The sequence below is a fragment of the Psychrobacter sp. TB55-MNA-CIBAN-0194 genome, from assembly GCF_040309505.1.
GTDB classification, from domain to species: Bacteria; Pseudomonadota; Gammaproteobacteria; order Pseudomonadales; family Moraxellaceae; genus Psychrobacter; species Psychrobacter fozii.
Genome location: NZ_JBEOOW010000004.1, coordinates 43,032 through 57,130 on the forward strand (window position 1 = coordinate 43,032; position 14,099 = coordinate 57,130).

Sequence of the window (14,099 nt, forward strand, 5' to 3'; positions counted from 1 at the left end):
CTCTTATAATGCAGGTGATAGAGTCAGACTATGAATGCTGAATAAAATTTCACTCCACACGCATAGCCATTTCCAATGTAAAAACTTACTTGTTAGCTGCTTGAGTAGCCGCAACTTCAGCAGCAAAATCTTCTTGCTTCTTCTCAATGCCTTCGCCAACTTCTAGACGTTTGAAACCAAGTACTTTTACGCCTTCAGCTTTTAATACATCACCAACTTTTTTGTCGTTGTCCATAACGTACGGCTGACGCAATAAAGTAACTTCTTCTAGGTACTTACGCAGGCCACCTTCGATCATTTTTTCAACGATGTTGTCAGGCTTGCCAGACTCACGAGCTTTTGCTTCGATGATGTCTTTTTCGCGCGCTAACAAATCAGCAGCAACGTCTTCGTCATCAATCGCAACAGGGTTGAACGCAGCGATATGCATGGCAAGGTTCTTACCAGTGTCTGCAGCGCCGCCTTCGAAAGAAACCACTACACCGATACGTAGACCATGACGGTATGCAGCGATGTTTGCACCTTCAAGTACTTCAACACGGCGGATCTGAATGTTCTCACCGATTTTTTGTACTAGTGATACACGTGCTTCTTCAACGCTTTGGCCATTACCATATGGTAATTCAGCAATAGCAGCAACATTAGTCTCGTTGTTTTCTAGAGCGATGCTAGCTACTTGCTCTGCAAAAGCATTGAAGTTTTCGTCTTTTGCAACGAAGTCAGTCTGACAGTTAACTTCTAACAAGAATGCTTTGTTTTCGCCTTGAGCGATGATGATTGCGCCGTCAGCTGCGATGTTACCCGCTTTTTTAGCTGCTTTGGCTTGACCAGATTTACGCAAGTTATCAATGGCAGTTTCAACATCGCCGTTTGATTCTTCTAACGCTTTTTTACATTCCATCATGCCAAGACCAGTACGGTCACGCAATTCTTTTACCATTTTGGCAGATACTTTTACTTCTGACATAAGAGTCACCTTAGTATTGTTATGTGAGGTACAGTTAAGTCCATATAAATCCGCTACATCGTTGTATCAGAATTATTTGAATTCAACTATCGTGCTTAATTTTTGCTGATGTTGCTTTACTATCTAGCTATACAATCAAGTTGTACGGTGTCGCTCTTATTGTGAGGAAAGCGTCCGTTATGTCGTTATCACAGGAACTGTATATAGCGACAGAAGGTATAGGCGATAATACTCGCCTATTAACGAGCTATCCATCAACAACAAGGCATGACGAGTAAAACTACATCATGCCTATTGTAAGCTTGTACGCTGTTAATAACGTTATATGGATATTGATAACGGTACTATCAAGTTATCCTTACAACGTTAAACCTTTCAGGCCAGCTATTTATTCTGCTGGAGTAGCAGCTTCTTCTGCAGCTGGAGCTTCTTCAGTAGCAGCAGGTGCTTCTTGCTCAGCTTTGCCGCCAGCTTGAGTTTGTGCGTATTCTTTACCGGCAATGATAGAATCAGCCATAGAAGTAACATACAAAGTCACAGCACGGATAGCATCATCGTTAGCTGGAATGATGTAATCAACGTTATCTGGGCTAGAGTTAGTATCAACGATACCGATAACTGGGATACCCAAATTCTTGGCTTCTTTGATAGCGATCGCTTCATGATCTACGTCTACAACAAAGATAGCGTCAGGTAGGCCGCCCATGTCTTTAATACCGCCTAGTGAACGCTCAAGTTTTTCCATATCGCGAGTACGCTCTAACGCTTCACGCTTAGTTAGCTTAGCGAAAGTACCGTCTTCTGCTTGCTTCTCAAGCTCTTTTAGACGATTGATTGACTGGCGTAGTGTTTTCCAGTTAGTCAACATACCACCTAACCAGCGATGGTCAACGTATGGCATGCCAGCGCGAGCAGCTTGCTCACGGATGATGCCGCTTGCAGCGCGTTTAGTACCAACAAACAATACTTTGTTTTTCTTAGCAGCTAAGCCGTTTACGTAAGTCAATGCTTCGTTAAACGCTTTTACTGTGTGCTCTAAGTTGATGATGTGAATCTTGTTACGTGCACCAAAGATGTATGGTCCCATTTTTGGGTTCCAAAAACGTGTTTGGTGACCAAAGTGAGCGCCGGCTTGTAGTAAGTCGCGCATTTCGATTTTGGTTGGATTCTTTGTAGCCATGTGAAATATTCCTATTGGTTGGGTTATGCCTCCACATCACAAAAACTGCCTATCTAGCGACACGCATCTGCTAATGGTTAATGTTTATTGAGAAAGCACTAACTTTTTTGCAAATTAATCAAGTCGCCAAACACCCAGCAATTCTTTGCCATGATGTGTGTGTCATTGGTTGGTTTAAAAAAGAAGCTATGCTCAGATTTCAGAAATACTCTCAAACCTAAACTATAAAGCAAATTATAAAATAGCTGCGCCGTATTTTATCATATAACTTACTGTAATCGCCAGTAATTTATCAGTATAACGCAGCAAAGTAAAAGTGAGATATCACCATATTAACAGACAAAAAAAGCGACACAGATGCGTCGCTTTTTCGGGAATTACTTTGGCTGCATATCATTTGCGCTATATTAGGCTATGCAATGCAAATACCTATCACAGCTTTATGACCATGCCAAGTAAATGGCGTGACATAGCTTTGGCGGTCTTTAGGCAAATAAGACACGCTAGGCGCACTTTCTACAATATGCGGTGGAGAGATAATGAACTCAGAACCAAACTCTGTACGAGCATTACCAGAGATAGTATTGGCCATTTCACCCAGCAAATCTTTCATCATTATAATTGATGAGTCAGGCTCTCCCATGACTTTTAACACCTCTCGTAACATCACGCTTGGTGCACTCACGTACACGCAGCCTTCGAGAGGGCCAGATATTTCAATCACACCACTATAATCATAACCAATAGCACTTCTGTTATGATTCAGATAAGGGGTATCAATAGATACTTCTGAGCCATCAATCTGTGCAAAAAATGCATTGATTGAGCTAAGAAACACACCTAGTTTTTCTACTTTGACCATAATATATTAATATCCGTCTTTATTACGCGGCAGTGTCGTTAATCTTGTAAACAAACCACAATCTCGCCAACTTGTGAATGCCAAGTGATGGGGATAATAAAAGAACGCTCATTGTTCGGCAACACAATACTTTGTGGAGAGCCTTTGAACACAAGTGGCACAGAGATATGAAACTCTGATCCAAACTCTTTGCGTGCATTACCTGCGATAGTATTGGCCACTTCGCCAGCCAAATCTATATAATTTTCATCACTTTTGTCCGTTTCACCCATGCTGTCTAATATAGAAGACAATAACTGACGGGTTGCCGAAAAATACACCACGCCTTTTTGCCCACCTGATATACCGATGACACCCGTATAGTCATGAACTTTTGGCTGTTTGTTTTCTAACAAATAAGGAGTGTCTGCGACGAGCTCCTCTCCACCAAACTGATTAAAATAGTTACTGATAATATTTAAAAAAATCTGTAGCTTTTGTTCTTTCATAATAACATCTACTTAAGTCGTTGAAGGGTTTAGTCTTGCATCAATTCATACAAAGACTCGACAAGCTCTTCTTCAGAAAAAGGCTTGCATAAAAATCCGCTGGCACCCAACGACAACGCTTCAATGCCAGTGGCTTTGTCAGATAACGCTGACACTACTAAAATACGTACATCAGGATCAATCTCAATGATTTTTTCAATGCATTCGAGACCATCCATTTGTGGCATGGTCAAGTCCATCGTGATCACATCAGGACGATGAATATTAAACTTTTCGATAGCTTGAACACCACTGGTGGCCGTAGCAACCAACATAAATTGCCCTGAATCGTACGCGCGCTGAATACGATTTCTAATAATATTTGAATCATCAACAATCATTAACTTATACATAACTGACTTATTACCTTTAATGAAGTGCTTGTCGTCCCTGACAATATAACTTGCTATTTTTAATTAAGCTTTAGGCAATGTAATAACAAACCGTGTCATCTGACCCAGCTCACTATTCACATTAAGCTTACCATCGTAATCTTTTACTTTCGCTTTGATGATATCAAGACCGACACCGCGGCCGCCGTCTTCATCTGCATCATCTTTGGTAGAAAATCCTGAAGAAAACAGCTGCTTAAGTAACTGACCTTTAGTCAACTTATTGGCTTCTTCAATACTAAAACGACCTTCTGTGCTTAATTTAGTACGAATGCTATCATAATCGATACCTTGACCATCATCTTGTACAATCAGCATGAAGTTCGAATCATTATTTTGTATTTCTAGATCAATGGTTCCTACCTCAGCCTTACCAGTCAAATGACGAACACTTGGCGCTTCGATACCATGCACCACAGCATTACGTAGCAGTTGAATACTCATTTCTTTAAATGGCTTTGCTACATGTTCTGGTATATGCACTTGCGTTAGTGTACTACTCTTTACCTGCACTTGCTTACCTTGTCTTTCAGCAATATCTTTTACAAATCCTTCATAAAAAGACAAAAGACTATCATCGTCGTCACTATCTAAATCAATATCCTGACCGCCATCGATATCAACACTATCGACTGAGTCAGTTGATACTGACGTCTCGACCATGACTGTTTTTGATGTGCTATTTTTAGCAATATCATCACTTAGTATAAGCGATTCTTCTGCAGGTTTTGACGTCGTTGGTGCTGAGCGGTTGATACGCTCACCTAACGTCGAGATGGTATTTGATAAGCTTAATAAGTCATCTAAATGTACTGCCAATGGCAAGAAGTCATTGCCAGATAGCTGACCTTGGTTCTGTAATGCGTGCAATTTATCTTCCGCATCAGAAGCAATCTTCGTAAAGCTGTGTAGTTTTAGCGCAGATGCCTCACCTTTTAAACTATGCATCTCGCGATAAATAGCTTTTAGTTTCCCTTCAAGCTCATACTGCGAGCTACCAGGATTTTTCAAGATATTATTCATTTTTTCGATATGCATCTGAGTATTAATAATGAACTCATTAATAATCTTCGGATTTACATTCAAGATAGTGGTTAACATCTCAATTTGCATATCATTTTGTGAGCGCTCTTTCTCTAAACGCTGCTCTAAGTAAACGGCATCTGATACATCATTGACGTTAACCAAAATACGGGCAATGTCTTTATCATCATAAACTCGTGAAAACTTGAAGTCTAAGAAGCGATTATCTGTTGCTTTACTGCCAGACGCATTATGCAACATCACCTTATGCAAAGGATTGAGAGAATTCACCAATTTTTCTTTAACTCGTGGATTGTAGAGCTGCTCAATAAACTGCTCTGTTGTCTTCAAATCCTTATCAGAAATACGGCCACGTAAAACATTGGCAAAGTTCTCTCCTGATAACTGATCAGAACCGATAATACCGTTTAGTGCTTTAGAATGCTGTTGACCAATATTCAGATCTTTATCAAGCAAGAATAGACCCGTACTTACCGTTTCCATAATTTCTTGTGTCTCGCGACGAGCAGCGAATGCTTCAGCATCCGTTTCACGCAAACGGCGTACAAAGAAGAATACGAAGATTAGAAAGTAGGTGAAGATAGCGGCAACACCAAGTACCTGAATAAGACGAATGGTCGTCGCTTGACGTTCTGTTTCTTCATAAACTTCATTAGTCAACTGGTCTAGCGCATCGTTCATACTCAAGCTAGAGGTTTTCGCTTGCTCATAAGCCAATGCCAACTCATCTGAAGAGTCAACCCGGATATCACCAGCGCCTTCGAGATATTTTGCGATCAGTGGTTTTAGTTCACTCCAATCTTGCTGTGCCCCTTCCAATGCAGCCAATTCCGTTGCCGTTTTGATACTAGGGATCTGATGAGCATTACCAGAAGCATCAATATATTCAGAACCTTCACGCATACTCGCAAGTAGTTGATCAATACCTTGTGTATTGTTTTCTAGTCTTTCTCTTACACGTTTTTGGTGAGGAGAATTGATATGCTCACCCACACTACCTTGTAAATCGAACAAATCTTTAATAATAGCCTGAGCATTATTGGCTGTTTTATTCGATATATTTACTAATGTGGTATTGCGCTCAAGAACACTTGAGGTATAAAACGTAAAAGCGAGCAGTATTCCAATCAATGCCAAGAAGGCAGCAATCGACAAGATCAAACCCCGATAACGGGAGTTACCGTTGTGAGTTGATATAGTCATAGCAGAATCCTTTCAATGTATATAGTCCATTCTCTATAAATTGGATACGGTGTCAGTCTCGCTGAGTCTACTACTTGTAGTACTTTCGCTCGGCTTTCTTGTATCCAAATTATATTGAATTGACTATAGATAAATTTATATTTATGGTTTATTTAAAAATAATACGTTCCATAACGACTACGCTTGAGGCTACTGCAACATTTCTTGTTGCTCCAAAGAGGCTTTGGTCAAATCAGTACCGAACCATTTGGTGGTTAACTTTGCGTACGTACCATCTTCTTTTAGGCCTTTTAATCCTGTATTTACTTTTTTGAGTAAATCAGGTTGGCTCTTATCAACTAAAAACACTTTGCGAGCACCATCTGCTCTGATACTTTCATAATCAAAATATCGTGGTTGCAAACTTGGCAAATCATTTAACGTATAGCGCAGTACACCAGAATCATCAACTACAGCATCAACTTTGTCTTGTGCCATCGCTTCTACTGCTGCAAACGTAGTCGGATACTGCTCTAAAGAACCTAGCTTATACGTACCTTGCGCGAAGTATTCATAAGGTTCTGAACTGGTCAACACACCCACTCTTAAAGTACTCAAGTCATTTAATGATTTAATATTTAATGAGTCGTCTAAATATACAAGGCTAGTAGGAAGAGGTGCATAAGCATCCGAAAGTAGGTATTTGCTAGCACGCTCGCTGCTATAAGTGAGACCTGCTGCTACCATATCTCGACTTTTATTATCCAAGTTGTCAAATAACCCTTCCCAAGGATCATTATAAACTTCAACTTTAAAACCTTGGTTTTCACCAATATATTGCATCAGCTCTATATCGAAGCCCGTTACATTTCCATATTCATCTTTGAACTCATAGGGAGCGTAATTGGCTTCAGTACCAACCTTAATAACTGGTGCTGTATCAGGCAGATTGCTAACAAAGTCATTCTTACTTTCCGTTACTGGCGCATCAGCCGAATTAGTATTTTCTTGAGTGGAAGAGTTACCACAGCCAAATAGGCCGACACTCAATACAACTGGTAACACTCGATATAACTGCATCATAATCTACCCTTTACGCTTAACGTTGTTATACATTTCAGTGAAAAATAATTTAGCAAGGTTATACAATATGTTCGTAATATTTCCTTACAGAAAGTTACGTATTGATAATACTTATCTAAATTTATGATTGCAATAACTATGTTTAGTAATTCATAAAATACGCTCTGCAAAAAGAAAGCTACTCCATATATATAAGTTTATTTCTTAGGATCTAATTTTCAATAACCCTATGTTTAATAATTGATTTTTATATATTTCAAAGAAACCATGATACATAAAAAAAGCATTTATACGTACCGAACGTATAAATGCTTCTTAAAATACAATTAAAAAAATATTGCATATTTTATGCCTACTCAGCATCATCCAAATTTAAGTTACGATCTATTTGCCAGATCAAGAAGCAACCTAGGCCCATTAATGCAAACATGGCAATACCAATTTTGAGTACTGGATTGACCGGAAATAGGTTTAATAATAACCCACCGAAAATACCAACTGAGAACATCAGTGAGCCTTGTAATGCACTCGCCATACCAGCACGGCGCTTTTGAAAAGCAAGTGCAATAGCAGAAGCATTTGGCTGAGTCAGACCTAAGCCCGAAATACAAAAGAAAATACAGGCGAGCACCAATGGTAACCAAGCATCTGTACCCAAAAACAATCCTACGACGAAAAGTACGCCTGCAGAAATAACCTGCATCATCGCACCAAAGCGTAAGATACTTAGAATACGAAAGCGATTGGTCAACCATTGATTTAGCTGAGTCAGGCCCACAAAGCCTGCTGCGTTCATACCAAACAACCAACCAAAATGCGTTGCCGATACGCCATAAGTATCCATAATTAATTCAGAAGCTGAGCTGATATAGACAAACATAGCCCCCATCAGCAAACCACCACCAATCGCCGGATAGTTAAATGTTTTGTCTTTTAACAAGTCCCAGTACTGACTAAGCACTTCTTTTGCAGGGCGTACATTGCGGTTTTCTTCAGTCAGTGTTTCAAAAAAGAAAAACTTCGTAAGCAACAAATTAAGCGTACCAAAGGCCGCCAAAAACCAAAAAATAGAGTGCCAGCTAGAGAACTGTAAAAACAGCGCACCCAGCGATGGTGCTAATATTGGTGCCAGTCCCATCACCAAAATCATAATAGAAAATGCTTTTGCTGTTTGTTTAGCAGTCAAACGATCTCGAATCGCTGCACGAGTAACTACCGCTCCGACACAAGCGCCAAGTGCTTGCATCGTTCGCCCAACGAATAACACATACTCATTATCAGTGGTCGCACAGACGATTGAGGCGATGACATATAACGTCATGCCTATATATAATGGCTTTACTCGACCAACACGATCACTAAACGGCCCATAAAATAGCTGACCAAATACCAAACCTAAAAAATAAGCTGGTACAGAGTTGGCCATAAAGGCAGTGGAGACCCCAAAGTCATCTGCCATCGACGGTAGTGCCGGTAGATACATATCGATAGACAGCGGCCCTACCGCGACGATAAGTCCGAGCATCATAATCCATGCAACGGGCAAATCAGCAGAGCGTACGCGCTCAGAAGCGATAGGTTTGTTAGGCAAGGAGGATTTTTGAGCAGACATATTTAGGCCATTTTATATAGTGATTTTTATTTTATTATTCATACTTGCATTGTTTTAGCCTTTACTTAATACCGCTAGCAAAGGCTATTAACAACAATAGTGTATAGTTACATACATCTGTACAAACAGACAATGCTATATCGCACTATCTGCTTGTATTTCAATGGAAGTATAACGTTAATAAAACAATCGCTAATCACTATAGTCATTTCACTATAAAAGTATTACTGCGTTAACCTCGCTTGACGTATTTAATCTACCTCTACACTTGGTTACCTTATACGACTTTTAAATTGAATCGAATATACAATGAATGCCTAAAATATGAATGACGATTTATTTAAAAAAATCGTTTAGCGGAACTGACGTTTGCCAAATGCAGTACTGGCTTGCTTGGCTTTTCTGAGCGCAAGTTTGCGATTTTGACCAAGCATCATTTTGAGCTGCCATACTTTTTCTTTATATAAGGTTGTCGCTGGCTGATGATGCATGGCATTGATGATACGCTTACTGGCTAGTACGGCATCAGGAGAGCGCTCTGCAAATTCAGCGGCAAGCTGCTGAGCCTGCTCAAGTGGTGTCTCACTACAATGACTGACAAGCCCTAATGCCTTACCTTCATTAGCATCAATGATACGTGCACTCATGGCCAACTCTTTGAGCACATCCTCTCGCACCACGCCAAACGCCGATTGGGTCAAGCCCATATCTGGCACTAGGCCCCACTTGGCTTCCATAATAGACAGCTGACAATCGGGATGGCTGATGCGCACATCGCAAGCCAGCGCCAATTGCAGCCCTGCACCAATACAATAACCTTCTAATACAGCAATCACTGGTACAGGCACATCGCGCCAAGCAAGACAAACGCGTTGGAACGAGCTCTGCCATGGCTTTATGAGTTCCCAAAATGCAAATGCCTTGTTTTTTGGATGGTTTAAATCACCCAAATCGATACCTGCACAGAACGTGCCTTCTGCACCATTTAAAATAACCGCTCTTATCATCTTATCTTTGCTAATACGGCCTGCCAAAGCAATCAATTCACTCACTACTTTGAAACTCATGGCGTTTTTTTTGTGTGGGCGATTCAGCGTCACCGTCAATATATTATCAGTGATAGCAACTTTTAAGGTTTCATACTGGTCAGTGGCAATTGGGCTCATAACAATCCTTATTAATGAATAACATATAGTGCTGATATTTTAAGGTTCAACAGACCCCAATATTAGCAGGCTTATCTCTACCCTACCGCAGCAATAACTGACTGCGACGGTACTATATTCAATCCTCTATGAACTGGACACGGTGTCAGTCTCATTTAGTCTACTACTTGTAACACTTTCACTCACCTTCCTTGTATCCAAATTACATTGAGTCGACTATATATAAAGTGTCGTATATAAAACGCTCATGAACTGTCACAAAGCCATTTATCAAAAAGCTACTTATCAAAAAGCCACTTATCAAAAAGCCACTTATCAAAAAATCATAGACTTTATAGCTAACAACCTATCTTATTGTTCGGTTAGATCATTTTCCACGTCATATCATTTTCACTTAAACGATGATAATTAAGCTGAGGATAGCCAGATAAATCTAACATCTGCAAATTATTTAACGCTGCTATTAATCCCTCATAATACGGCTCAAGCATAGCAAACTGAGCGGGAGTCGTATGCTGAACATTCAATAAGCATTTATCTTCTAGGTCTTGACTGGCCTGACGTAACTGCGGCACACCTGTATAACGACTACCACCTAATATGCGATGGGCAATTTGCGCCAGCATGTTACGATCCCCAGTTTCCCATGCCTGAGTTAATGCCTGCTTTTCATCATTTATGGTGTCAAGCATCATAATAATGAGCTTGGCTGCCAAATCAGGTTTATTCGCTGAGCGATTGAGCGCGTCTTGCCAATCTAGAATATTTGAAGCGTTAATATCGTTGGCCCCAACATGACCGTCATGTAGGTTATGGTTACTGGGATAGTTACTGCTGTCTAGACCCTTTCTACTTTGTTCATGTGCTACCGAATCGGTACGAGCGATTACTCTGTTGTAAGAGCTGCCTATCGGTTTTTTTGGTGCTGATAATAGTGGCACTTGTCCATGTTTGTTTAAGTGTAAACCCTCATAACGTGGCTGAGTTTCGCGCGGTGGTTCTCGTCTATGATCGTCACGAGGCTGACTATCTCGCAGGTAGTCATCACGAATTTTCTTCAATGATAAAGGGCGAGTAATCTTTTGCGGATTTATGCTATCAGATACGCCATCTCTAGTAATCCCATTACTTTTTGACATAGAACCTGTCGTGACAGTTGCATCAGTAGGCCAAGTTGACTGGTTTTCAATTTCTCTATTTTGCCAATCGCTAGATTGCGTATTACTGCTTATAGAGTGGCCTATTACCGGATCGATAGCGCCTAAGCCCTGTTCTGACAAATCGCTTTCATTCAAACCAATACTTTGTAAATCAGTATCAGGCAGCAGCATCGATTCTGATGGTGTTGTACGTCCAAGCCATTTCTGTAGCACTTGCAGTAACTGCGGTTGGCTTATGGGCTTACCAACATAATCATTGATGCCACTGGCAATAAGCTTGTCACGCTCGTCAGCCAATCCATGTGCTGTCAGAGCAATGATAGGAATACGGTTGTCATCACTCTCAATATTACGAATTTGGCGTGCTGCCTCATGCCCTGACATGCGCGGCATTTGAATATCCATAAAGATTAAATCAATACTGCCTTTATCCTGAGTAGCCGCTTTATCTTCAGTATTTGCCTCTTCATAAAGCGCACTGTTTGATTTTTTATTCACCTCATCGCGCGCTTCTGCTTTAGATATCTGGGTTTTATTTGACAGACTTTGCTTATCACTTTTCGATGATTTGGTATGTTTGGTTTGTTGCTTACTGATAATTTCTATAGCATCAAAACCACTACTTGCCGTCACCACCTGTATACCAAGCTCGCTCAGCAAAGCATCTAGCACCAGTAAATTGGGTAGATGGTCATCGACTGCCAGTACCGTCACCCCTTTCCATCGTGGCTCTTGCAGGCTTTTTACAACACTGCGTTTCTGCGTATCTAGCATCGCATAGAGCTGTCTTTTATCTAATGGCTCATACAGTATATTGGCGTGATAGCGATTTAATAGCGCTTGGTCGGCCGCCACTTGATAGCCAAACACGGCAAGCTTGCCCTGATAATGTAGACGAATTTGTTTTAGCAATGCCATCATATCGTCTTGTGTATCATCATCAACGATGACCCAATCCCAATAGTTGCCGCGTTCTTTTAATGACTCAAGCACACCCGGTAATGAATTCGCTTGAGTAAGGGTAATCGGTAAATACTGTAAGCTGGCTTTGAGCACTTGGATAGACGCCGTATGATTGATCCATACCAGCACATTAAACTCATCGGTCTCACTCGCCAACGGCGCCAACACTGGTAGCTCAATCGTCTGACCAGTAGCGGCCTCTAGCACATCAACATGTGAGGGCATACGAAACCAAAACGTTGCGCCTTGATTGGCAATATTCTCTTGCGCATTGTCATGAAAACCAATATCACCGCCCATCAATCTTGTCAGCTGCTTAGATATGACCAGACCCAATCCTGTACCGCCGTATTGACGGGTAATTGATGGGTCACCTTGGCTAAAGCTCTGGAACAGCATTTTTTGATCTTCTAAAGAAATACCTTTGCCACTGTCCTGTACGCTAATCATCAAGTAGTTGTCACGGTGGTCATCCAAGCTGACACGCACCACCACATCGCCGCTGTCGGTGAACTTAATCGCATTGCCCACGATATTAGTCAATACTTGCTTGAGGCGCAGGGCATCGCCGTTGATACGCATCGGCACATCATTATAAAAGAGCACGGCCATGCGTAAGCCTTTCTCTGCTGAGACTGGCGAGAGCATATCAACCACATCATAGATGGTGTCATAGAGATCGAACTCATGGCGATCGAGTACCAGTTTACCCGCTTCAATTTTGGAGAAATCCAAGACATCATTGACCAATGCAAGCAAATGCGCAGAAGACTTACGTATGGTTTGCACATATAAGTCTTGCTCAGGATTTAGCTCACCATGACGTGCCAGAAGATTAATAAAACCGTCAATACTATTAAGTGGTGTACGCAACTCATGGCTGATATTGGCCAAGAATGCTGACTTGGCTTGACTGGTTGAGATGGCCGCATCACGTGCATTACGGATAGAGATATTTTGCATCTCCATCTCATCAAATGCTAGACGCAAATCATCTTCGGTTTGCTCAGCATGGTCTTTAAGCTCCTGAAAGCTCATATGCAAGCGGCGCAATGTCCTAACCAAATCTTGTTGTAGTAGATTTAGCTCCCCATCTGACTCTACTGGAATTGGATAATATAGGTTATCGACATGGGTACGCTGTAGCTGTAACCGCAATTCGTAGATAGGTGCTATCCAGCGCTTTGAATAAATATTTAAGCTAAGTAATAGAATTAGAATAGTGAATAAGCCTGTAATCACTAGCGCCATGGCAATACGATAACGCGCAATATACAGCGGCTCATTGTCCATATCGACGAGCAACCACAGTCTTTGCCCTTCAAACTCACCCAACACACTGCCATAAGCGGTACCAATAGGCGTTAGTTCTTGCGATAAAAACTTTGCTTTGGTATCTATTGCAGGCCACGCTTCATTTAATCCGTAACCGACTGCTGCGAGTACTTGATTGTTTTCATCAATAATAGCGATACGCTGTACGTGCTGCTCGGACTGCATACGACCCAATTTATCTTGGATACCTTCTAGCTTTGTAATCACAGTTTGCGGTGTTTCACCTACATGAATTTCGCTGATGTCTTGATTGCGTTCTTGCTCTAATAGTTCAGGAATGAGATCTGCAATCACTGGTGTATAACGAATCAGCACGGCCTCAGCCAAGACACCTTGCTCTGAATTACTGGCACGCATGGTTTCATAAAACACCAAAATACCACCGACGGCTGCCAACACACAAATTGGTAAAAACACCAATATGATCAATTGGCCATACGCACTGCTAGTATCAAAACGTTTTTTGTATGCCATGCTATCGTCACTCTCTACTGGGGGTTTTGCTATGTATCGTCAATTCTCTATAAATTGGATACGGTGTCAGTCTCGCTTGGTCTACTGTTTGTAGTACTTTCACTCGGCTTCCTGGTATCTAAATTATATTGAACCGACTATATCAATAGCAG

Annotated in this window: 10 protein-coding genes; all 10 read right to left on the bottom strand. The window is 41.1% G+C overall.

The window, feature by feature from the left end; translation table 11 throughout:
* Positions 1 to 85: 85 nt before the first annotated feature.
* The 10 genes from tsf to AAEY75_RS05980 all read right to left on the bottom strand — a co-directional run bounded on the left by tsf (position 86) and on the right by AAEY75_RS05980 (position 13,947).
* On the bottom strand, positions 86 to 967 hold the full coding sequence (gene tsf / locus AAEY75_RS05935) for a translation elongation factor Ts (protein ID WP_110921723.1): 882 nt from the start codon (positions 965 to 967) through the stop codon (positions 86 to 88).
* Positions 968 to 1,355: 388 nt separating this feature from the next.
* On the bottom strand, positions 1,356 to 2,147 hold the full coding sequence (gene rpsB, locus AAEY75_RS05940; protein ID WP_110921724.1) for a 30S ribosomal protein S2: 792 nt from the start codon (positions 2,145 to 2,147) through the stop codon (positions 1,356 to 1,358).
* A 412-nt stretch (positions 2,148 to 2,559) separates the two neighbouring features.
* The gene (locus AAEY75_RS05945; protein ID WP_197099855.1) at positions 2,560 to 3,009 is read right to left on the bottom strand and encodes a chemotaxis protein CheX; all 450 of its coding nucleotides are present in this window, start codon (positions 3,007 to 3,009) and stop codon (positions 2,560 to 2,562) included.
* 38 nt (positions 3,010 to 3,047) lie between these two features.
* Positions 3,048 to 3,497, bottom strand: coding sequence for a chemotaxis protein CheX (locus AAEY75_RS05950; protein WP_197215899.1), 450 nt, complete (start codon positions 3,495 to 3,497; stop codon positions 3,048 to 3,050).
* Positions 3,498 to 3,526: 29 nt separating this feature from the next.
* Entirely contained in the window at positions 3,527 to 3,889 is a 363-nt protein-coding gene (locus tag AAEY75_RS05955) for a response regulator (protein ID WP_110921727.1), read from the bottom strand.
* Between the two features lie 63 nt (positions 3,890 to 3,952).
* On the bottom strand, positions 3,953 to 6,175 hold the full coding sequence (locus AAEY75_RS05960; protein WP_352259038.1) for an ATP-binding protein: 2,223 nt from the start codon (positions 6,173 to 6,175) through the stop codon (positions 3,953 to 3,955).
* A 189-nt stretch (positions 6,176 to 6,364) separates the two neighbouring features.
* Positions 6,365 to 7,237 carry a substrate-binding periplasmic protein gene (locus tag AAEY75_RS05965; protein ID WP_197215896.1) on the bottom strand — a complete coding sequence of 291 codons (873 nt, stop codon included), beginning with the start codon at positions 7,235 to 7,237 and terminating at the stop codon, positions 6,365 to 6,367.
* A gap of 352 nt (positions 7,238 to 7,589) precedes the next feature.
* The gene (locus AAEY75_RS05970) at positions 7,590 to 8,849 is read right to left on the bottom strand and encodes a multidrug effflux MFS transporter (protein WP_201588483.1); all 1,260 of its coding nucleotides are present in this window, start codon (positions 8,847 to 8,849) and stop codon (positions 7,590 to 7,592) included.
* A gap of 353 nt (positions 8,850 to 9,202) precedes the next feature.
* Entirely contained in the window at positions 9,203 to 10,015 is an 813-nt protein-coding gene (locus tag AAEY75_RS05975; protein ID WP_197215893.1) for a crotonase/enoyl-CoA hydratase family protein, read from the bottom strand.
* Between the two features lie 362 nt (positions 10,016 to 10,377).
* On the bottom strand, positions 10,378 to 13,947 hold the full coding sequence (locus AAEY75_RS05980; protein ID WP_352259041.1) for a hybrid sensor histidine kinase/response regulator: 3,570 nt from the start codon (positions 13,945 to 13,947) through the stop codon (positions 10,378 to 10,380).
* Between the last annotated feature and the right edge of the window lie 152 nt (positions 13,948 to 14,099).